The organism is Aliikangiella aequoris (assembly GCF_053709105.1).
This window is the reverse complement of sequence record NZ_CM132298.1, coordinates 1,342,858-1,365,756: the sequence shown is the minus strand read 5'-3', so window position 1 is coordinate 1,365,756 and position 22,899 is coordinate 1,342,858. Positions and strand designations below refer to the sequence as shown.

Genomic DNA, 22,899 nt, shown 5'->3' with positions numbered 1-22,899 from the left:
ATAGATTGGCTATAGAAAAAACAAAGCCTATTTCAACAACCGCTGACTGGACCTTTGATTTAATTCAAGAGTACTACGATACCATTGCGTCTATCGCAGATGACTTTGGCTTAGACACTTATCCAAATCAGTTAGAGGTGATTAGTGCCGAACAAATGCTCGATGCATATGCCAGTGTCGGTATGCCAATTGGATATAATCACTGGTCATTTGGCAAACACTTCATTCAAAATGAACAGTCCTATCGGCGCGGTAGAATGGGGCTTGCTTACGAAATAGTGATTAACTCCAGCCCTTGTATTGCCTACTTAATGGAAGAAAATAGCATGATGATGCAAGCGCTCGTCATTGCTCATGCTAGTTTTGGCCACAACTCCTTTTTTAAAGGCAATTATTTATTTAAAACATGGACCGATGCCGAAGCGATAATTGATTATTTAGTCTTTGCGAAAAACTTTATCGCCCAATGCGAGCTAAAGCATGGCGTAGACGAAGTGGAAGCAACAATTGACTCTTGCCACGCGCTTATGAATTACGGTGTTGACCGTTACAAACGCCCTAGCCCAATTTCTATGCGAGAAGAACGCCAACGACAAAAAGATCGTGAAGCTTTTTTACAATCACAGGTAAACGAACTTTGGCAAACGATTCCAAGTCACGAACGCAATAATAGTAAGGCTGAACGAGCAAGGTTTCCGTCTGAACCACAGGAAAACATTCTCTACTTTATTGAAAAAAACGCGCCATTAATTGAGCCATGGCAGCGTGAGATTGTTCGCATTGTGCGCAAACTAGGGCAATATTTTTACCCGCAAAGACAAACTCAAGTAATGAACGAAGGTTGGGCTTGTTTTTGGCACTACACCATTTTAAACGAGATGTACCATCGTGGTCACGTTACCGACGGCTTTATGTTGGAGTTTCTCCAAAGTCACACTAATGTAGTGGCACAACCTGAATTTGACAGCCCCTATTTTAACGGCATAAATCCCTACGCTTTGGGTTTTGCCATGATGACAGATATAAGACGTATTTGTGAGAACCCTACCCAAGAAGATCGTTTATGGTTCCCTGAAATTGCTGGATCGCCGTGGCGAGAAACCCTCGAGTTTGCCATGAAAAACTTTAAAGACGAAAGTTTTGTCGCGCAGTTCTTATCGCCCAAATTAATCCGAGACTTTAAACTTTTTGCAATTGTTGATGATGACGAAGACAGCGAGCTAGAAGTTGCCGCAATTCACAATGACGAAGGCTATCGCATAATACGTCAAAAACTATCTAATCAGTATAATTTGAGTATGAATGAACCAAACATTGAAGTGTATTCTGTTGATGTGAAAGGTGATCGCTCTCTAACATTACGCCATGTTCCACATAACCGCGTGCCACTAGCCGACAATACAGAAGAAGTACTTAAACATTTACATCGCTTGTGGGGTTTTGATGTAAAGCTTTGTGAACATAATGAAAACGGAGAACTAACTGAAATAGCAGCTTGCCCTCCAACATCATCAACTCAAGAAAATACTTAGGCGTTTAAAAATATTTTAACGTGCGTTGATTTCGTCTATTTCTTTTAATGACGACAAATTCGCGCGCATTTCAGACCATAACTGACCAGTTTTTCGCCCATAATTCCAAATCGCATCATTGAGTAATGCAACGTCTTGTTTGTCTATAATTTGGCTTAGCTCGTGATAATAATCTCTCGCTAACTGTCGAGTTTCTGGATTAGCAAAATAAAACCGACCAATACGATGATAGATGTTTTTAAACCCATTAAGCATTAACACGTAAACCGGATTACCAGATAACTCAGCACATTGGTGCTGCACTCGCCAGTCAAACTGAATAAAAGCTTCGGCAGATTCAGGCACTTGGTCAACTTCAGCCAAAACACTTTTCATTGATTCTGGGTTTTCTTTCATTGCAAAACGAAAGTAAATACCACCAAATTGAGTACGCACGTCTAGTAGTTGATCTGCCAACTTTAATGAACCCGCATCGTCTAATCGAGTGATAGTTTCTAAAATATGTAATCCGGCAGTTTCCCATATATTATTAACTTTAGTCGGCTTACCGTGTTGAATGGTTAACCAACCATCACGAGCTAATCTTTGCAAAACTTCTCGCAATGTCGTTCTAGTTACGCCAATTAATTCAGATAGTTCACGCTCAGCGGGCAAAATAGTGCCAGGAGCAAATTTACCATTCCAAATTGAGTCAACAATGTACTCTTCAGCAAATGCTGCAGGGCTTCTAGCAGTTATCAGGTTTGACATTAATGTTTCCTACTCCAATTGGCGGTTAATTAAACGCAATTAGTCAATTTTTTGCTTTGAACAACTATTTTTAAAAGGCAGTTTGCTCGCATTTTTTATTGTTCAGCCCACTGTTTTTTGGCAAGAGCGGTGGCTGCTTAAAAAGCCACTTCAAATGCTCATTGCAGAGCAATTATAAGGCGCTCAGCAACTCTCCGAAACCTTGAAAAAACCCACTGGTCTGATTTGTTGTAAGGATACGCTTTTTATTAATTTAACGCAAAAGAAGATTGATTCCGTCACTTTTCACACATAGCTCACTGTGTGAAGCGACTACTTCTTCGTTAAATTAACCTATTTGTACCTAAATCATTCACAAGCTTTTAATTTTTAAGCTTTTTTTTTGATTTATTTTAACGATTTCTCTGGGAAATTTGAATTTTTCCGTCTAAAATTCATAAAAGCTTTTTTAATTGTGTTTGGAATTAAAGATACTATTTTTAAGCCTATTCATAAAAATTAAACTATAAAGGAAACGTCATGAGTCGCTCACTTCCACAAGCATTTGTAGCAAACTTTCTGGGTAACTCTCCAGATTGGTACAAACTCACAATTATCGCATTTTTGATTATAAATCCTATCGCTATGGTCACATTAGGCCCCTATTTTACTGGTTGGCTATTGATTCTTGAGTTTATTTTTACCTTGGCGATGGCATTAAAATGTTACCCCTTACTGCCTGGTGGTTTACTCGCCATTGAAGCGGTAATTATTGGTCTAACATCTCCAGACACTGTATTACATGAAATTGTTAGTGCTTTAGATGTCATCCTATTACTGATGTTTATGGTGGCTGGCATTTACTTTATGAAAGACCTGTTGCTATTTATATTCACCAAGCTGCTTTTAGGCGTGCGCTCCAAAGTACTACTTTCAGTGATGTTTTCAGCTGTTGCAGCGGTTCTATCGGCATTTTTAGATGCGCTTACGGTCACAGCCGTTGTTATTGCCGTAGCAGTAGGTTTTTATGGTATCTATCACAAGGTTGCATCCGGCAAAAAATTTACTTCCGAACACGACCACGGTACTGATGATGAAGTTATAGACTTACATCGCTCTGACCTAGAAAGCTTTCGCTCATTTTTACGCAGCCTTATTATGCATGCAGCAGTTGGTACAGCGCTTGGCGGTGTGTGTACTTTAGTTGGAGAACCACAAAACCTGCTAATTGCCTCTAAAGCAAGCTGGGAATTTGGCGAGTTCTTTTTAAGAATGGCACCAGTTACCATACCAGTATTTTTCGCAGGTATTGCAACTTGTGCTTTTCTAGAACTTACTGGTTGGTTTGGTTATGGGCAAAAACTTCCTGAAAAAGTTAGGCGAGTAATGGAAGACTACGCTGAACATGAAAATGACCAACGCTCTACCGCCGATAACGCTAAATTAGTAGCACAAGCTATCACTGGCCTTTGGTTAGTTGTTGCTCTTGGGTGGCATTTAGCTGCAGTTGGTCTTATTGGATTGAGTGTAATTATCTTATGTACTGCCTTTTGTGGTGTTACTGAAGAGCATCAAATCGGTCATGCATTTGAAGAAGCACTGCCGTTTACCGCGCTGTTAACAGTATTTTTCGCTATTGTAGGGGTAATTGCAGATCAAAGCTTATTTGCGCCAATTACAGATGCCGTGCTCGCAATGGAAGGCAATACCCAAGTTGCAATGTTCTTTATTGCAAACGGTGTGCTCTCCATGATTAGTGACAATGTGTTTGTTGCAACAGTGTATATAAACGAAGTTGCCAAAGCCGTTGTTGATGGCACTATCACGCGCGATGTATTTGATATGTTAGCTGTTGCCATAAACACCGGAACCAACATTCCAAGCGTTGCCACCCCTAATGGCCAAGCCGCGTTTTTATTCTTGTTAACGTCAGCAGTCGCTCCTTTAGTTAGATTGTCATACATTAAAATGGTGATTATGGCTTTCCCATATACCATTGTTATGAGTATTGTTGGCTTAACTATGGTTATGACAACCTTAGAGCCTATGACCGAACTCATGTACGAAAAGAAGCTAATTAAGCATCATACGGCACAAGATCTTTGTGGCAATATGGGTGGAGACTGGAAAGTCGACCAGTGTCACTTGCCAGAAAAGTCGAAATCCTCTGGTCATTAATAAACAATTACACCTTGCTTCAAATAAAAAAGCGCCTTAATTGGCGCTTTTTTATTGGCTTAAAATACAGACTTAGAATGAGTAGCGCTAAGGCACGAACTGTCTATTTAAAATAAAGAGTCTGTCCTTAACATTCAGCTTACTAGATGGCTTTCGAGCGCCAGCGGATATTAACTATTAACCCGTTTCTGATCATCTGACTAAAACAGCCATAAAGTTGCCGTTGGTTCTCTCCCTTTTCTACAGGAGTTAGGGGGTAACGCCTAAATAAATTGAGCATGTCTTTTTATGCTTCAATTTTCATTGTCTTGTTAATGTTTATTCGTGGAATTGTCTTCCGAACATGTTTTCGAACTAAAGTAATTGTAAAAAAACATGCCAAGCGAAATACCTGCACCCGCACCGATTGATAATCCAGCAGGTATGTTATCGAAAGCAACTCCAAGTGAAATCCCCAAACCCGTACCAATTGACAACCCATAGCTCAGCATCAAAACAGGTAACTTCTTGCTTCTTTTATTGCACGATTTAAATTCCATTTTTCGCTCTCGACTTAGTTGATTTCGATAGTATTGACTGTACTCTAACGATCTAGAGGGATAAGTATTTCAACATAAACAGAAAGTATCAATGGCGTTAAAGTGCCTAATGCTTTAGAAAGAAAAGAACCAAAGGTCGCTTTAAGAAATTAACCGAAATCACACTGCGTGATTATATTAAGCACTCTTAATCTGTATTAGTTTAATCACTAATCCATTTAAAATATTCAAAATAAAAACTTTAAATTTTCTGCTCGGCCAGTTGAACTAAAGCCTCTCCATCAACACGCTGAACAGTCCATTCATCCATTCCTTTAGCACCGATACTCCGATAAAAGTCGATGGCATTTTGATTCCAGTCCAATACCCACCACTCAAATCGACCACAGTTATTCTGTAAAGCGATTTGAGCAAGTTTAATTAATAAGGCTTTCCCAACCTTTTGTCCCCTAGCGCTTTCGCAGACATACAAGTCTTCTAAATAGAGTCCGGGCTTAGCTAAAAATGTAGAATAGTTGTAATAGTAGAGCGCAAAGCCAACTGGCTCTCCGCTCAACTCTGCAATAATCACTTCGGCAAATGGTCGCTCGCCAAATAAAGTAACCATTAAACTCTGTGGTGTTGCTACAACCTCGTTAGCTAATTTTTCAAATTCAGCCAGCTCAGTAATAAAACGCAAAATTAATTCTACGTCGTTGGGTGTTGCTGGCCGAATAGTTAATGCAGGCGCAGGTGTCATATCACTATGACTGCTTAGCGTCAGCTAACATCAGTTCAACTTGGTCAAACTGTTCGCCTACCGCTTTTTCATTTTGAGGGCCATATAAACTGACTAAATAAACAGCTAAAGTTGCTAACACGACCCCAGGAATCATCTCGTAAAGAGCGCCCATACCAATCGACTGTTTAATATTAATCCAAACTATAACCGTAACCGCCCCTGTGACCATACCAGCTAGCGCGCCCCAAGCCGTTGTTCTTCTCCATAGTAATCCAAGAACAACCACAGGACTAAACGCAGCACCAAAACCAGCCCAGGCGTTACTAACAATATTAAGCACAGAATTGTTTCTATCGTGCGCCATAAAAACAGCAATCGCAGCAACCACAATCACACAAATTCGACCAATTAATACGAGCTCTTTATCGGTTGCGCTTTTCTTTAAAAATGCTTTATAAAAATCCTCGGTTAGCGAGCTCGAAGTCACTAGTAATTGAGACGATACAGTACTCATAATTGCAGCTAAAATTGCCGCAAGTAAGAACCCGCCTATAAGCGGATGGAAAAGCACTTGCGACAGAACAATAAAAATTGTTTCGGCATCTTTTAATTCTGTGCCTGTTTTTGCCACGTAAGCGATGCCGAAAAATCCAGTCGCTAAAGCACCAATCATGGCAACGACCATCCAACTCATGCCAATTCTGCGCGCAACCTTAATATCGCCAACAGAGCGAATCGCCATGAATCGCACAATAATATGTGGTTGTCCGAAATAGCCAAGCCCCCATGAGAAAATAGAAATCATGCCTAATACCGATGCTTCGTTTGGAAACAGCGACAATAAATGTTGTTCATTGGGTGTTTTGATTTTATCGACTTCAGCAATAGTCTCAATAATGCCAGAATAACCACCAAACTCGATTAAAACGACACTTGGTACTAACACTAACGCTATAAACATAATGCAGCCTTGCACAAAGTCGGTCATGCTAACCGCTAAAAAGCCACCTAGTAGTGTATATGCGACGACCACACCTGCTGTCACGTAAAGACCTAGCTCATAACTCAACCCAAAGGAAGACTCGAATAGTTTTCCGCCACCCACAACACCTGACGATGTATAGACAGTAAAAAAGATGATAATAACGATTGATGAAAAAATTCTCAGCAGACGAGTTTTGTCTGCAAAACGATTCTCGAAAAACTCTGGGAGCGTAATAGAGTCTGCGGCAACCTCAGTATAAATACGCAATCTCGGTGCAACAATTAGATAATTAATATAGGCTCCAACAATCAAGCCAATTGCAATCCAAGCTTCGCTATATCCGCTTAAATACATTGCGCCTGGTAAGCCCATTACCATCCAACCGCTCATATCAGAAGCACCTGCAGAAAGCGCTGTGACCGCAGGACCTAACTTACGCCCTCCTAATAAGTAGCCAGAAGAGCCCTCGTTAGCGGTTTTAAATGCAAATAAACCAATACCTAACATCGCTGCGAAATAAGCAGCTAAAGAAATAATTGTTCCCGTTTCCATAATGTCCCCTAAAAATTTAGTGACTGAATATTATCGTTATAATGAGAACAACTAATTGTGTCACACCCAAATTATTACTACAACCCACCGGCAGAAATTTGGAATTGATGTTATAAAACAATCAGTTGAGCCGCTAATTTTTAATTATTTATAGTAGTTAGCCAGAAACGCTTCAAACGAGACTCGCGTATCGCTTTCCATCGCCTTTTTTGCAGTATGCGAGCGTTCTGCTTCTTGAGCATATCGCTGATAAGTTTCCTCGGCAAAAGGTTTAGCCAAAATGCTTTCTTTGTGTTGTTGAGATAACTCTAATACATAGGGGAAAAAACCATCTTTTCGCTTTTCAATATTAGCCACAACAATGCCAGAAAGCGTTTTATCTAAATTTTTTAAAGTCTCGCGCAGCCGCTTAATTTCAAGTTGATGCTCATCAGTTGCGTAAGCTTGATCTAATAGTTTGGCCATTTTTTCAATCTGATTGAGTAGCTGACTGGCAAACTCAGGCGCTAAAACACACTTATTATTGACTGAAAGACAGAACTCTGGATGCCTTCCAAAGCGCACCGTACCGCGGAAATTTTCTTGGTACTCACCAGTTTCTCGAGGGTTAATAGGCGGTGAATCGGCAAATAAACAAGCAAGCAAAAATGAATCTAAAAATGCAATTTGGTGTTGTTCAATCCCAATCTCAGAAAACGGATTGATATCTAACGCTCTAACCTCTATGTATTCTATTCCGTGATTGCGCAATGCTTTAGTAGGCCGCTCTCCGGAGCGGGACACTCGCTTGGGTCGAATACTACTATAAAATTCATTTTCAATTTGCAACGTGTTGGTATTGAGCTGAATATACTCGCCATCTTTTTTCACCCCCAGCTCAGCGTAAAAAGGATCAGGGGTCGTAATAGCCGCTTCTAACCCAGCAATATACTCTGCTAAAGAGTTATAGCTTACATTGAGGCGACTTTGTGCTTTATTTTGATAGCCTAAGTCACTCATTCGCAACGAGGTTGCGAACTTACCATAGCGCGTTCCGGGCACTAGCTCTTCTAAATCGATGCTTTTATTTTTTAAGAAACTCTCGCATAGCGCGGGCGACGCGCCATAAAACAAAGGAATCAACCAAGAGTAACGTAAGTAGTTTCGAATTAACCCCATATACTTTTCCGAGGTAAAATCTTGTAATGGCAAGTCACTTTTTTCATGTTCATGCAGTGCTTTCCAAAATGAGTCAGGCAGTGAAAAATTATAATGCACGCCCGCAATGGTTTGCATTAAGCGCCCATAACGATGCCCCAACCCTAGGCGATAAATCTCTTTCATTTTGGCGCTGTTCGAAGTGCCATAGCGAGCGATAGGAATATCTTTTTCTTCGCTCATTACACAGGGCATGCTCGCACTCCACAATAGCTCTTTAGATAAGTTTTTATAAGCAAACTGATGGATCTCAGTTAGCTCTTGTAAGGGTCGTAAACGTTCTGAGCTTGCAGTAGTGATAAACTCTGGCAAAGCTTCTGAATAGTCTGTGGTAATGTGCGAATTAGTTAAGGTCGCACCAAGTGAGTCAGGGTGAGGGGTTTGAGCTAAATGGCCATCACTTTGAATACGCAGACTTTCTTTTTCTATTCCGCGTTTTATGCCAGTTAATAACGGACTCAAAGTGTCTGCCGTCGCTTCATTTAATTGCTCTAATGGATGCATAAAATCTCGCTTTTAAAGCCCCTACTCAATTAGCCAATCTGCGCAAAAGCGCGCTATCAAGTTTAGCTTAAAATGGGGCATGTCTAAAATTATGGATTAGTTTGCGGGTTGATGACTTCGCGGTCAAGTGATTCGCCATAAGATAGGAGTTTTTTATAGCCTAAATAGATTGCAAAATGTTTCATTGCATTAGCGTTTAATTGATATTAGGGCATCCGAGCGAGCTATGTCAGTTTATTGACACCTAAACACCGCCAAATTTAGCATTTCGCAGGAAAAATTAGGCACTTCGCTGCATTTGAGTAGGGCTTAAGCGGCCATTACCGTTCGTTTTAGTGGGCACTTGAGCAACATTTGCGGGTGCAGAGTGGCGCAAAATAGCCAGCAATTCGGCCTCTGCTGGAGAAATTCCACATACTTGGACAACTTCTTCAATACTAACGCCTTTCGCTAAGAGTACGCCCGCTTGTTCAAATGACTTGGCATTATCATCACTTTGCCCTGTTAATTGCTGGGCTTGCTCTACGCTAGCAATTTCTTGGGCAAATGCGCGCAACTTACGCCCCATACCTAAATGGCCACTATTCATTGCTCTAAATTCATTTTTTAGACTATAAAGCTGCTTATTGGCATTTAAAAGTTGGTTTTTTAAATGCTTATGCGACCAAGTTAAGGCGATAAAAGCCACACTTAGCCCCCCTACTAACAACAGCAAAAGTAAATTAAAGTCAGTTAAACCGTTTATCATAACAACGCTTTCTCATTTACCTCGGCTGATAGGGAAACTTGACTAATAATCAAGGAAATCTAGCTCGTCCCAGTCTTCTTCGCCGAGAAGTTTATTTAAATCAACAAGAATGAGTAGCTCGTTTCCTCGGTGCGATACACCTTGAATAAACTTAGCTGACTCGTCATTGCCAACATTGGGGGTTATTTCAATTTCAGACTCTCGCAAATAGACAACTTCTGCAACAGCATCAACTAAAATGCCAATAACTTGTTGATTAGTCTCAATAATCACTATCCGCGTATTGTCAGTTAGCTCAATAGGCGGAAGTCCGAATCTTTGACAAGTATCAATAACAGTAACAACATTACCGCGCAAATTGATAATCCCTAGTACATAGGGTGGAGCCCCAGGTACCGGCGCAATATCGGTAAAGCGTAAGACCTCTTGCACTTGCATCACGTTAATGCCGTATGTCTCATTAGATAACCGAAAAGTTACCCATTGCAAAACCGCATCATCTTCGCCATCTTTATTTTTTAATACTTTATCATCTGCGCTCACAACACTTTTCCTATTGTCAGATTTTTGTCGGATTCTCTCGAGTTTGAATCAACATTCAATACTAAGCAATTCTCATACCAATAAACTCATCAATTTTAACGATCTAAGCTTTATAGAATGGATAAATCACTTAATCAAATTAAACTAGCATTCGATTCTTTGTATAAATATAGACAATTTTCAAGATGTTGCGACCTTTTCCACCTTTCTCTATCGATAAAAGTTAAAATTCTTCAATATTCACGCTTGACTTTGAACATCTGCATAAGGTAACTTGCGTCCTATGCAAACGATTCAACCTAACAAGCTTATTCAACTAAGCACTAAATTAACAGCTCATTGGTGGCATAAGCACCATTGAGGGTTTAGTCGTGTACGCGTAAGCGTTATGAATTCAAAGCCCGACAGAGAAATCTTTCGGGCTTTTTTATTGGAAAAAATTAATTACAGCCAGTTACCCAACAACACTTTAATGAATAACTAAGAGCAACCAACAATGTCAAACTTTAACTATCAACAAAAGACAAGCTTGAAGGCAATCGGCCTTGTAAAAGTTTGGTGGTGGCACTCAATCCAATTGAGTGGGTAGTCGTTGCTGTAGAAAATTTTAACATCAACTTGAAAGCCCGCTTAATGCGGGCTTTTTTTTACTCTTTTTTTAATAAATTAAATTTAACAAGGAAAATTCAATGATTATCGTACTTAAGCCACAAGCGAAAGAAGCAGACGCCAAAGAGATTCTAAATAAAATAGAATCACTTAATTTAAAACCTTTATACATGCCGGGAACAGAAAGAATTGTTCTGGGCGCGCTAGGTGATGAGCGCGTATTAAATGGTTTAAATTTAGCGGCTCATCCAATGGTAGAAACCGTTAAACCAATTTTAAGTAACTACAAGCAAGTCAGTCGAGAAATGCAAAGCCATGACAGCCAAGTAAAGTTTGGCAATCAAATGATCGGCGGCGGAACATTCACTATTATTGCAGGCCCATGTGCTATCGAAAATCGCGAACAGATTTTTGCATCTGCGGCTATCGTAAAAAAATATGGCGCAACAGGACTACGCGGCGGCGCTTTTAAGCCCCGCACTTCGCCATATAGTTTTCAAGGGCTAGAAGAAGAAGGCTTAGCATTAATGCAAGAAGCTTCTTTAGAGTACGGCTTACCGAGCGTGACCGAAATCATCGACTCAGCCCATGTTGAGCTACTCGAAAAATATGTTGATGCTTTTCAGGTTGGTGCACGCAACATGCAAAACTTTAAGTTACTTAAAGCGGTTGGCCAAAGCAAAAAGCCCGTCATTCTAAAACGTGGGATGTCAGCAACTATCGAAGAGCTGCTGCTTGCTGCTGAGTATATTTACAATGAAGGCAACACCAACGTGATTATTTGTGAGCGCGGCATTCGTACTTACGAGAAATCTTATCGAAATACACTTGATCTTAATGCCGTTGCATTTATTAAAACCAGAAGTCATTTACCCGTTATTGTCGACCCTTCGCACGGCACAGGGATTAGAGAAATGGTAACGCCAATGGCAAAAGCTGCTGTTGCCTGTGGTGCCGACGGAATTATAGTGGAAGCGCACTATAACCCACAAATTGCCCTTTCAGACGGTCAACAGTCACTTGCAGAAGCAGACTTCGAAAAACTAATGCAAGAGATCACGCCCTTCATTAGCGCTGCAGGAAAGGTTTTAAATAAATGAAGCCAACAACTTTTGATTCGAGTAGCCCAGGTACTGTAGCAGATAAAGTGAAAACTTTTTCTAAGTCGATCGAGTCTCAACTTGAACCTATCGAGTTATTTGCAGGACTAGGAAAAATTCTAGGCAACGAAAATACCATGCTACTCGAGTCTAGTGAAATAGACTCTAAAGTTAATGTGAAAAGTATTTTAATGCTAAAAGCTGCAATTAGAATTCAAGCGAATAATCAGCAAGTCATACTTAAAGCCTTGACGCCCAATGGACTTAATGCACTAAACTTATTTAAGCAAACTACCCAGAATTTAGCTTCACAAACTTTTACTGTTGAAGATTCACCACAGGCTCAGCAGCTCATTGTCAGCTTTACCAAAGCGCAACAAGCAATTGACGAAGACTCTCGCTTAAAGAGCACTTCGCCAATTGATGCAATACGGATGCTGCAGACGACTTTTGCTGATAATGCCCAAAATGAGTTTTCAACCTTTATTTGTGGACTTTTTAGTTTCGACTTTATTGCTTCATTTGAAACACTTCCTCAAGTTGAACAAGGTAAAAATAGTGCGCCAGATTATGTGTTTTATTTAGCTGAAACCCTTTTAGTGTGTGATCATAAGCTCAACACTAAGCGTCTTATTTGTAATCATTTTAATGGCGAGAATGAAACTCAAACCTATTTTGAGCTAGCTAGACGTATTGAGTTAATAGAAGCATCGATTCCAATTATTGGTAAGCATAAGACAGCGCCTACACTAAAAGCTGAATCTAACTTTGCATCTAAGTGTAGTAGTTCAGCAGCAGAAGCCGAGGTAGATATTAGCAATGAAGAGTTTCAATCTATCGTCGCTGATTTAAAGCAAAAAATTATAACTGGAGATATATTCCAAGTAGTACCGTCAAGAACATTTTCACTGCACTGTGCATCTAGCTTAGAAAGCTACCGGCAACTAAAACACAGCAACCCCAGCCCGTATCTTTTTTATATGCATGATCAAGACTTTGTTCTGTTTGGTGCTTCGCCAGAAAGCGCACTCAAATATACTCAACAAACCAACAAAGTCTTGCTCTACCCTATTGCCGGCACTCGACCTAGAGGAAAGCAAAGTAATGGAGAAATCGATCTTGATTTAGATGCGCGAATAGAAGCAGAAATGAAACTTGACCATAAAGAAATCTCTGAACATATGATGTTAGTTGATTTAGCAAGAAACGATATTGCGAGAATAGCTAAACCCGGCACAACGCATGTAACTCGACTACTAGCCGTTGATAGATACTCGCAGGTCATGCATTTAGTATCTTGTGTTGAAGGTGAGTTACGTAGCGATTTAGACGCATTACACGCTTATCAAGCTTGTATGAATATGGGGACACTCACTGGCGCGCCTAAAATTAAAGCCACGCAAATCATTAGAGAGGTTGAAGGTAAGCGTCGCGGTAGCTACGGTGGTGCAGTCGGCTATATCAATGGCCAGGGTGATATGGATACTTGTATTGTGATTCGCTCAGCATTAGTTTGCCAAAATACCGCATTTATTCAGGCCGGTGCGGGTATCGTGTACGACTCTATACCCGCGCTAGAAGCACAAGAAACTGAGAGCAAAGCTAAAGCTGTCATTAACGCAGTGTTTAAGGCAAATGAGTTAGTCGAAAGACACCTTAGTCGACTCTAAATAACTAAAAAGCGAAGTTGAGACATCCAAATGTACGATAAATTAAAAATAATTATGATTGATAACTACGATTCCTTTACTTATAACCTCGTCAATCAATTTAGAATGCTTGGCGCAGAAGTGATTGTTTTTAGAAATGATACAGAGCTTGATGTGATTTTCAGTTCAAAAAGATTGAGCGAGCCAAACACGTTAATTGTTATTTCGCCAGGACCAGGTAGTCCAGATACAGCCGGAAACACGCTGCAAATAATTAACCAATACTCACACCTGCCAATTTTAGGTATATGCTTAGGGCATCAAGCCATTGTGCAAGCATTTGGCGGCAAAGTCGTTAAGGCAAAACAGGTAATGCACGGTAAGTCTGATCAACTAACATTTAACCAAGCGAGCCAATTTGCCCAAGCTACTCAGCAAAAAAACACTAGCTATAGAGTGGCTCGCTATCACTCATTAGCAACCAGCAACATTCCCAACGAACTTGAAGTGCTCGCTTCCACTAACGATGAAATTATGGCCGTGGCACACAAAACTAAACCAATATTAGGATTTCAGTTTCATCCCGAATCCATTTTAACTACCCATGGTAGCCAACTTTTAAGCGAGGCAATTAACTGGTTACTTAACTACAAGCCAGTAAAGGCAAATCAGTAACAAAAAGCTAGTTACAGACAACATGCAAGCTAAGTGAGCAACCGAGTCTAATATTAAGTTAAACACAGGTTTTGAAAGAGAAAATAAAATGCAAAACATACACCAAAAATTATTTGAAAAGTCGGCACTTTCTCAAGAAGAAAGTTGCCAAATCTTTAGTCAGTTTGTAACTGGCCAACAAAGTCCCGTGATGATCAGTGCGATATTAACTGCCTTAAAACTAAAAGGCGAAAGTCCACAAGAAGTTGCTGGAGCGGCACAAGCATTGCAACAAAATGCAAGCCTATTTAGTAAGCCCGACTACCCAACTGCCGATAGCTGCGGCACAGGTGGTAGTGGTAAACATACGCTAAACATTAGTACTTTAGTGGCTTTTATTGCCGCAGAAAAAGGCCTTAAAATGGTCAAGCACGGCAACCGTTCTATTTCAAGCCAATGTGGCTCTGCTGATGTTTTGGAAGCACTAGGAGTAAACATTAGCATGTCTCCCCAAGTCGCCCGAGCCTGTTTAGACAAAGTAGGCGTCACCTTTTTATTTGCGCCACTCTACCACCCTGGCGTAAAACACGTTATGCCAGTGCGCAACCAGCTAAAAACACGTACTATATTTAATCTTTTAGGTCCGCTAATAAATCCTGCGAAACCGGAGTTTCAGCTAATGGGGGTATATTCTGCGGAATATTGCTACGCTGCGGCTGAATCGCTACGCTTGTCAGGTTGTCAATCGGCAATGGTTGTGCATAGTATGGGGTGCGACGAAATTACCTTAGCAGGCAATACTTACGTAGCCCACTTAAACGAAGGCAAAATTAGCGAATACCAACTCAGCGCCGATGACTTTGGATTACCTAGCGTTCCACTTGAGGCACTATTTGGCGGTTCACCTACTGAAAACGCACAAACATTTGTTGAGGTTTTAAAAGGCACTGCAAAGACGCCGGTTTTGCAAACCGTCGCCGCCAATGCAGGTGCTTTATTTTATTTAAGTGGCCATGCTAGTACACTTAAGCAAGGTGTTAATGACGCACTTCAGATCATGCAATCTGGACGCGCTTTCGACTTACTTTTGGCATTTGCAGAGCTAAGCCAAACCGGAGAATTATCATGAGTCAAAACGTGCTAGCCCAAATTGTTAGCAATAAACATAAAGAAGTCTCTGCGCGTAAAACGCTGCAAAATTTAAATGACTTTAAACCATTGCTACAACCATCAGAGCGCAGTTTAAAAGCCGCGTTAAGTAACGAGCAATCTGACTTTATTCTCGAATGTAAAAAGGCTTCGCCATCCAAAGGATTAATTCGCGAAAAATTCGACTTGCCAGATATAATTCAACAATATAAAGAGTATGCAAGTGCAATTTCGGTTCTGGCCGATCAAAGTTATTTTCAAGGTAGTTTAGACTATGTAAAACAGGCCAGTGAATTAGTTGATTTACCCATTTTATGCAAAGATTTTTTTGTTGACGAGTATCAAGTTTACGAAGCAAGAAAGTATGGTGCCGACGCAATACTCTTAATGCTCTCAGTATTAACTGATCAAGAATACCTGAAGCTCGCAAAAATAGCAGAAACGCTGAACTTAGATATTTTAACTGAAGTTCATACAGAAAATGAGTTACAGCGCGCTTTAAACTTAAACGCTGAAATTATTGGAATTAATAATAGAGATTTACGTAATTTAACCACTGATTTAAAAGTTACCGAAAAGCTGGTTAAACTTATTCCCTCAGAAACAATTGTCATTTCAGAATCTGGAATTCAAACCCACCAAGATGTAAAGCGACTTGCACCACTGGTTAACGGCTTTTTAGTTGGATCGAGTATCATGGCGCAGGACGACATTCGCACTCACTGTAAAGAGTTATTATTTGGCCGGGTAAAAATATGCGGGTTAACTAACTCACAAGATGCAAAATATGCTAATAAGGCTGGCGCTGTTTACGGCGGTTTGGTCTTTCACCCAGCTTCACCAAGATACGTTACGCTTGAACAAGCAAAAGCAATTGTCAGCCAAAACCAACTAAATTTTGTGGGTGTGTTTGTAAACGAAAATCCGGCTAACATTCTAGCAATTTGTTCTCAGCTCAAGCTCTGCGTTGTGCAGCTACATGGAGGCGAGCCAGAATCGTTTATTATTGAGCTACGAGAGCTGCTTGATAATCACTCGCTAAACCACGTAACTATATGGAGTGCGCAAAGCGTGACTAAGAATTCAAATTTCAACCTCGCAACATCTGCTGAGAAAATTTTGCTCGACGCCGATTGCGGAGAAAGCTTTGGAGGCTTAGGTAAACCGTTCGACTGGCGCTTGGTACCGCAACAGCAGCAGCAAAAAATTATTGTGGCTGGAGGTATTAATTTTGAAAACTGTATACAAGCAAGCGAGCTAGGCTGTTATGCCATCGATTTGAGCTCGGGGGTTGAAAAAAGCCCAGGCCAAAAGTGCCACGCAAAAATTGAAAAACTATTTCAACAGTTACGCGCATAACTGTTGAATCAATTAATTAATTAAAATAGAGATTAAATAATGACTAAATTAGATCGTTACTTTGGAGAGTTTGGCGGAATGTTCGTGCCAGAATTACTGGTCCCGGCATTAATGCAGTTAGAGGAAGCATTTGTTGATGCAGTTGATGATCAGGCATTTCAAAGCGAGTTTAAGAGTCTACTAAAGAATTATGCCGGTAGACCCACGCCTTTAACTTTAACCAGAAACTTTTCTCCCAATAAAAAGGTAAAAATTTACTTAAAACGTGAGGATTTACTGCATGGTGGCGCTCATAAAACGAATCAGGTTTTAGGGCAAGCATTACTAGCAAAAAGAATGGGAAAAACCGAAATTATCGCCGAAACTGGCGCTGGTCAACACGGTGTTGCTACGGCAATCGCGTGTGCTTTACTTGGGTTAAAGTGTCGCATTTATATGGGCGCCGTAGATTGTGAAAGGCAACAGCCGAATGTGTTTAGAATGAAGTTAATGGGTGCAACCGTTATTCCGGTTAGTGCCGGCAGCGGTACCTTAAAAGACGCGGTAAATGAAGCATTAAGAGACTGGTCAGCAACTTATAATGAAGCTCACTACTTACTAGGTACAGCGGCAGGTCCGCACCCCTTCCCTACCATGGTAAGAGAGTTTCAAAAAATGATTGGTGAAGAAGTCCACGCTCAAATCCTAGAAGCCGAAGGTCAACTACCAGACTACGCGATAGCTTGCGTTGGCGGTGGCTCAAATGCGATTGGCTTATTTGCCGACTTAATCGATCAAACGCAAATTAAACTGATCGGCGTTGAGCCAGCAGGTAAAGGCATTGAGTCTAACCAACATGGCGCAACTCTAGCCAAAGGGAAATTGGGTATTTTACATGGCTCTCATACCTATGTAATGCAAAATGAAGACGGTCAAATAGAAGAGTCATACTCTATTTCTGCTGGCCTCGACTACCCAGCTGTAGGACCGCAACATGCGCACTTAAAAGATATTGGCCGCGTAGAGTATGTTTCAATTACGGATGACGAAGCGCTGAGCGCATTTCAAAAATTATCAAGTTGCGAAGGTATCATTCCAGCGCTTGAGTCGTCTCACGCACTTGCTTATGCGCTAAAGCTAGCAGCTAAGCAAACCCAAGAAACAACGATTGTGGTTAACTTATCAGGACGAGGCGATAAGGATTTAGCTCATGTAATGAACGTACTTAGCGTTCAATAAATTGACGCAGTCGCTTTATAGCAGCCTTTAACTTTACTTTTTACGCTTTTAATAATTAGGTTAATAAAATGAGTAACCGATATACCAACAAATTTGCCAAACTAAAACAACAATCAGCTGGCGCTTACGTTCCTTTTGTTATGCTAGCCGATCCAACAATTCAACAAAGCTTCGAAATAATAAAAACCTTGATTGATCATGGTGCCGATGCGCTTGAGCTAGGTATCCCATTTTCTGATCCTATTGCCGACGGGCCAGTGATCCAACAAGCAGCTATTCGTGCGCTATCTAACGGGACTAGTGTAAGTGCCTGCTTTGAATTGCTTAAAAAAGTGCGCGAGTATGACAATGAAATTCCGATTGGGCTATTAGTTTATTCAAACTTGGTCGTCTCTAATTCGATTAATCATTTTTATCAACAAGCAGCAGAATCTGGTGTCGATTCAGTATTAGTTGCAGATGTTCCAGTAATAGAGGCTCAACCGTTTGTTAATGCAGCCAAAAGATATAGTATTGACCCCATTTTTATTGCCACGCCTAATGCGAATGATGCAACCCTTCGCGTGGTTTCAGAATTAGGTCAAGGCTACACATACCTGTTAAGCCGTGCTGGAGTTACTGGTACTGATGTTAAAGCAGATATGCCACTCGAAAGAATTGTTCAATCGCTTAAAGCAAATCAAGCCCCGCCGGCACTTTTAGGATTTGGAATAGCTAATCCTAGCCAAGTAAAACAAGCGATTCAAAGTGGTGCCGACGGTGCAATTAGTGGCTCTGCTGTGGTCAAAATTATTGAAAAAAATTTAGCGCAGCCCCAATTAATGTTAAGCGAACTTGCGGAGTTTACTGAAAAAATGAAACTGGCGACTTTGCCAACATAGGCAATTAGCTTAGTGTCCAAACTGAATTTCAACGCGAAAGTATATTCCTGCCAGAGGCTCCCTGTGATTATCCTCTGGTTCTCTTTTCCAAATAATTTCAGGCTCTACCTCATAAAACAGCCACTCGCGCGAGGAACGCCAACGCCAGCGTGAAGCAAGGCGATATGACTCTACTAAAAAATGATAATCCGAAAAACCTTTCGCACTTGCACTTAAAGCTCTCCAACTATTTTCAGATAATTCTTTATTCCAAGTCACCTGAGTAAACCACTCGTTACCCAAACTTTTTTCAGCACGTAACAACGAATATTGCCAACGAAAAAGTTGTGTTTCGCTCACTCGTTTATCCATTTCAAACAGCGTTCTCGCACCAAAGCCTTTATTTTCTTTCCAGAATAAGTAGTTGAAATTTCGAAATGAGAAATCGTTTGTCTGATAGACATTAAATGTATGTTTAATTTGAGCAAAGGGCTTTAAGCCAGATCCTAATCCAATTCGAGAATCAAACTGAGAACGGTCATATTGGTCCGACTGATAGTTAATTGCAGCAGCAGTGGTTCCGCTCCGGTCAAGCTCACTTAACCTATCTTGATTTGTTTTTTCGTCATAGCTTCTGTCACCACTAACGTCCTCAAATAATAAGCTAAATTTATTATCAATTCCTGGCAGGTGTACTTTTGCTTTCAGTCTCGGTCGAAACTTTACTCCTTCACGCTCTTGTAAATAGAACTCACTAACTAGACTTAAATAATCGAAGCTAGCAGATTCTAGTGCGCGTTGTTCACCAAAAAACCGGTCGACCCAATTGGCAAAATCAGTGGCCGTTTCGTAGAATGCAGCTCGGGTTGTTTGTTTTTTAGCCGGTTGCGCTAGCTTGGGTTCTGGTGATTGAGGTTTAGCAGATTGAGGTTTAGCAGACTGAGTATCTGTTGGCGTTGCTGAATGTGCTTGTTCTTGTGAGGTTTGCGCAGTGTTAAGGTTTGCAGATTTTATTATTGCGTTAGAGTCTGCTCTAAGTTCTATTGCAGCAAACAATACCAACAAGCAAATTAAAACTCGGTAGAATGAGTGACAGCGAAAAGACATACAAACCTTATTTTACCCTAGTAGATTGGCTATACTAACACTTGCCAAAACATACTCAACTAGTTTTTTAATTTGTCTTATAAGGTTAGAATCTATCGAGCTAACAACTAAGCCCTATACTTCACTTGGTGTCATAGATAACAAAAGCTTGCATTGACTTATAACAATATTTTTATCCCAAATATTCTATGGCCTCTGCACCGCGCGCTATTTTTTCTTTCTCAGATCAAAATAAGCTAACCTAACACTAACCTCAAAGTTTAATTGTCACTACAAACGGTTAGTGCCTCAAAGGTTACCTTCAAATCAGCGGCTTTACTACTTACAATTTGAGGTTGAAAAAGAAAGTAAGTTGAACCGCAAATGGGGTGCGGCTTATCTTTAGCGTCGTCATACTCACAAACCCCCACTTGGTTATTATTTTCAAACCATAGTCTGCTGCGTTTAGGTGCCAGAGGCGAACGTAGATTAACTGCTTCCACCAGAGCAGCATTCGGTTTCGATAATAACTGCCAGCCATCGGTAGCAAATAGTACACATGCGCTTTCGACTGAATTACTTACTGGAGCTGTATTAATGAACGACTTGGAACAACCTGATAGTGCAACCACTACAAACAAAAGATAAAACCTAGACACTTTACTCTCCGTTAAGCAAACAGCTTAAATATTGAAAGAACCGTAACTTAAATATAGCGCTAGTTAGCCTTTTGTCCATAAAATAGACGGAATTAATCCGCTAAACTGCGCTTCCTCCAGCGAAGTAGCTCTTTTTGATCTGCGGCTAGTTCTGTTTTATCGATACTACTGGCATGTTCGGCAAGGATCTCTTCTGCTTTGTCTTCTAGCTTGGACAGCAATCTCATTAACGTTTGCTTTTCATCTGGGGTAATAGCGCTTTCTAATTGCAAAGTTCTCGTTTCTACTTGCTTTATCAAGTCAACATAAACGCTTTGTCCTTTGCTGGTTAGGTTTAAATATTTTACTTTTTTATTAGAGTCTTTTTGGTGAACAGCGATCATCTCTAAATTAATAAGCTTTTTAACTGCGCGACTTACGGTGTATGAATCCATACGAGATTGATAAGCAATATCTGCAGATTTAATAGGCTGATAAGAGCCAATATTTATAATGACTCGTAGCTCTCTAGGATCTAACTCAGCAATATTGCGAATATTTACATCTCTATTAAGCTGTAACAGATTACTGACCACGGCAATTTGAAACGGTAAATGTTCATATAAATCTAAAGGCGACTCAATTTTATTGGTTAGTTCAAAAGCAGATTTTCTGGCTCTCAATTGACGATAATCAGGCATAACTTAAATTCTCAATGTCCATGAAAGTTGTTAAGTAAAAATTAAATCTTGTTGGGTTGCTTGGCGCTTTATTTAAGAGCTACAAGAAAGTTTTGAGCATCCTGGCTTATGCCTTGCCCACTCTGGGCGCTTTTGGGCGTATTGTTCAAACCCGCTTTGCTCATCATAAGGCTTTTGAATAACTTTTAATAAGTTTTCGACTTCACTGAAGTCGCCCAAGTTTGCTTTATCAATCGCTTGCTGCGCAAGGTAATTGCGTAAAACATACTTAGGGTTAACTTTATTCATCGCTTGTTTCCTTGCTTGGTCATCACGCTCATCTTGGCTTAATCGAGTCAAGTAGCAACGCAACCAATCGCTCAATGACTGTTTAAAATTATTGTCGGGTTCATCTTGATAAAATGAGTCTGAGACTACATTCAGTAGCGCTTGGTCGGTATAGTTCTTGGTTTTACATAGATTAGCTAACTTGCGAAAGAAAATACTGAAATCAACTTCTTCCAAGCACAAACAACTAAACAGCTGATTGATAAGTGCTTCATCAGAAACACCAAGGTGTTGCATAAAACCCAACTTTTGAGCATACATTTGCTGCGATTTTTGAGCATAATTCTGAGCAAATTCCGCCAATGACTTTTCTAATGAATCTGTTCGCCCAACTACCGTATAAATTGCATTGGCTAATTGATACAAATTCCATTGACCGATTTGCGGCTGATTTGCATAAGCATAGCGCTTACCCTGTTCATCGGTTGTATTGGGCGTCCATTCAGGTTCGTATCCTTCGAGCCAACCATAAGGCCCATAGTCAATTGTTAAACCTAATATTGAAAGGTTATCAGTATTCATTACGCCGTGAACAAAGCCAACCCGCATCCAGTCAACGATTAGTTCGCAAGTTGATTCACAAACTTGCTTAAACCATTGCTCGTAAACTCGAGTTGATGGGCGACCTAAGTAACCAAAGTGATGTTTTATGGTGTAATCAATTAACGTTTTTAACTCATTAAACTCCTCTCTGGCGGCAAACAATTGATAGCTACCAAAACGTAAAAATGACGGTGCAACTCGACAAACCACGGCTCCTAATTCGCTTTCAGGGTGGCCATCGTAAAACATATCCCTAACCACTTTGTCTCCAGTTAAACACAAACTCAATGCTCTGGTAGTGGGAATACCAAGATAATACATTGCTTCGCTACACAAAAACTCTCTAACAGACGATCTTAATACCGCTAAACCGTCTGCAGTTCTTGAGTAAGGTGTTGCTCCAGCGCCTTTTAACTGCAGAGTTTGTAATTGATTATTTGTGTCATAGACTTCGCCTAAATTAATCGCGCGCCCGTCTCCAAGTTGCCCTGCCCAATGCCCAAATTGATGACCGCCATAACACATTGCGTAAGGCTGCATAGAGTCTAACACTAAATTACCACTCATCATTTGAGTAAACCAATCTTGCTCTATTTCACTTTTATCTAATTTAAGTAGACTCGCCGTGTCGGTAGAGTATGCCACGAGTTGAGGCTTTGTTGTGGGCGTTGGGTTAACTAATGAGTAACAGGCATTATAAACCTGCCTCGGCTCATTTTGTGTTTCTGGATCTTGCGGCAACTGACTAGTAAAAACATTTTCAAATTTAAGCGGCATT

Annotated in this window: 19 protein-coding genes; 9 read left to right on the top strand and 10 right to left on the bottom strand. The window is 40.5% G+C overall.

Annotated elements, in window-relative coordinates:
* Nucleotides 1–11: 11 nt before the first annotated feature.
* Nucleotides 12–1,532, top strand: a complete 1,521-nt coding sequence (locus tag ACUR5C_RS06010) for a SpoVR family protein (RefSeq protein ID WP_454467869.1) — start codon at nt 12–14, stop codon at nt 1,530–1,532.
* A 15-nt stretch (nt 1,533–1,547) separates the two neighbouring features.
* Here the strand turns inward: ACUR5C_RS06010 and fadR are convergent, their stop codons facing one another.
* Complete coding sequence (gene fadR, locus ACUR5C_RS06005; protein ID WP_454467455.1) at nt 1,548–2,282, bottom strand: fatty acid metabolism transcriptional regulator FadR; 735 nt, start codon at nt 2,280–2,282, stop codon at nt 1,548–1,550.
* 519 nt (nt 2,283–2,801) lie between these two features.
* Between fadR and nhaB the strand changes: the two genes are divergently transcribed.
* Entirely contained in the window at nt 2,802–4,439 is a 1,638-nt protein-coding gene (gene nhaB, locus ACUR5C_RS06000) for a sodium/proton antiporter NhaB (RefSeq protein WP_454467454.1), read from the top strand.
* A 780-nt stretch (nt 4,440–5,219) separates the two neighbouring features.
* On the opposite strand, the gene ACUR5C_RS05995 is transcribed toward nhaB, so the two are convergent.
* From ACUR5C_RS05995 to ACUR5C_RS05975, 5 genes are all read right to left on the bottom strand, one after another.
* Nucleotides 5,220–5,717 (bottom strand): GNAT family N-acetyltransferase, encoded by a 498-nt coding sequence (locus ACUR5C_RS05995; protein ID WP_454467453.1) that lies wholly within the window; start codon nt 5,715–5,717, stop codon nt 5,220–5,222.
* Nucleotides 5,718–5,721: 4 nt separating this feature from the next.
* Nucleotides 5,722–7,236, bottom strand: coding sequence for a sodium/proline symporter PutP (putP, locus tag ACUR5C_RS05990; protein WP_454467452.1), 1,515 nt, complete (start codon nt 7,234–7,236; stop codon nt 5,722–5,724).
* A gap of 144 nt (nt 7,237–7,380) precedes the next feature.
* The gene (gene gshA, locus ACUR5C_RS05985) at nt 7,381–8,937 is read right to left on the bottom strand and encodes a glutamate--cysteine ligase (RefSeq protein WP_454467450.1); all 1,557 of its coding nucleotides are present in this window, start codon (nt 8,935–8,937) and stop codon (nt 7,381–7,383) included.
* Between the two features lie 280 nt (nt 8,938–9,217).
* Entirely contained in the window at nt 9,218–9,685 is a 468-nt protein-coding gene (locus ACUR5C_RS05980) for a DUF2802 domain-containing protein (protein WP_454467449.1), read from the bottom strand.
* Between the two features lie 42 nt (nt 9,686–9,727).
* Nucleotides 9,728–10,228, bottom strand: a complete 501-nt coding sequence (locus tag ACUR5C_RS05975; RefSeq protein ID WP_454467448.1) for a chemotaxis protein CheW — start codon at nt 10,226–10,228, stop codon at nt 9,728–9,730.
* A 689-nt stretch (nt 10,229–10,917) separates the two neighbouring features.
* On the opposite strand from ACUR5C_RS05975, the gene aroF reads away from it, so the two are divergent.
* The 7 genes from aroF (at nt 10,918) to trpA (ending at nt 18,847) form a co-directional block, all read left to right on the top strand.
* The gene (gene aroF / locus ACUR5C_RS05970) at nt 10,918–11,937 is read left to right on the top strand and encodes a 3-deoxy-7-phosphoheptulonate synthase (RefSeq protein WP_454467447.1); all 1,020 of its coding nucleotides are present in this window, start codon (nt 10,918–10,920) and stop codon (nt 11,935–11,937) included.
* On the top strand, nt 11,934–13,607 hold the full coding sequence (locus ACUR5C_RS05965; protein ID WP_454467446.1) for an anthranilate synthase component 1: 1,674 nt from the start codon (nt 11,934–11,936) through the stop codon (nt 13,605–13,607). Before aroF ends, ACUR5C_RS05965 begins: the two co-directional genes overlap by 4 nt.
* Before the next feature lie 30 nt (nt 13,608–13,637).
* On the top strand, nt 13,638–14,261 hold the full coding sequence (locus ACUR5C_RS05960; protein ID WP_454467445.1) for an anthranilate synthase component II: 624 nt from the start codon (nt 13,638–13,640) through the stop codon (nt 14,259–14,261).
* Between the two features lie 88 nt (nt 14,262–14,349).
* Nucleotides 14,350–15,369: an anthranilate phosphoribosyltransferase gene (trpD, locus tag ACUR5C_RS05955; protein ID WP_454467444.1), complete on the top strand. Its 1,020-nt coding sequence runs from the start codon at nt 14,350–14,352 to the stop codon at nt 15,367–15,369.
* On the top strand, nt 15,366–16,748 hold the full coding sequence (gene trpCF / locus ACUR5C_RS05950; protein WP_454467443.1) for a bifunctional indole-3-glycerol-phosphate synthase TrpC/phosphoribosylanthranilate isomerase TrpF: 1,383 nt from the start codon (nt 15,366–15,368) through the stop codon (nt 16,746–16,748). The genes trpD and trpCF overlap by 4 nt, the downstream gene beginning before the upstream one ends.
* Nucleotides 16,749–16,787: 39 nt before the next feature.
* On the top strand, nt 16,788–17,966 hold the full coding sequence (trpB, locus tag ACUR5C_RS05945) for a tryptophan synthase subunit beta (RefSeq protein ID WP_454467442.1): 1,179 nt from the start codon (nt 16,788–16,790) through the stop codon (nt 17,964–17,966).
* A gap of 68 nt (nt 17,967–18,034) precedes the next feature.
* Complete coding sequence (trpA, locus tag ACUR5C_RS05940) at nt 18,035–18,847, top strand: tryptophan synthase subunit alpha (RefSeq protein WP_454467441.1); 813 nt, start codon at nt 18,035–18,037, stop codon at nt 18,845–18,847.
* 9 nt (nt 18,848–18,856) lie between these two features.
* On the opposite strand, the gene ACUR5C_RS05935 is transcribed toward trpA, so the two are convergent.
* From ACUR5C_RS05935 to ACUR5C_RS05920, 4 genes are all read right to left on the bottom strand, one after another.
* Complete coding sequence (locus ACUR5C_RS05935) at nt 18,857–19,933, bottom strand: hypothetical protein (protein ID WP_454467440.1); 1,077 nt, start codon at nt 19,931–19,933, stop codon at nt 18,857–18,859.
* 260 nt (nt 19,934–20,193) lie between these two features.
* Nucleotides 20,194–20,571 (bottom strand): hypothetical protein, encoded by a 378-nt coding sequence (locus ACUR5C_RS05930; RefSeq protein WP_454467439.1) that lies wholly within the window; start codon nt 20,569–20,571, stop codon nt 20,194–20,196.
* 92 nt (nt 20,572–20,663) lie between these two features.
* Nucleotides 20,664–21,251 (bottom strand): MarR family winged helix-turn-helix transcriptional regulator, encoded by a 588-nt coding sequence (locus ACUR5C_RS05925; RefSeq protein WP_454467438.1) that lies wholly within the window; start codon nt 21,249–21,251, stop codon nt 20,664–20,666.
* Between the two features lie 72 nt (nt 21,252–21,323).
* The gene (locus tag ACUR5C_RS05920; RefSeq protein WP_454467437.1) at nt 21,324–22,898 is read right to left on the bottom strand and encodes a protein adenylyltransferase SelO; all 1,575 of its coding nucleotides are present in this window, start codon (nt 22,896–22,898) and stop codon (nt 21,324–21,326) included.
* Nucleotide 22,899: the final 1 nt, after the last annotated feature.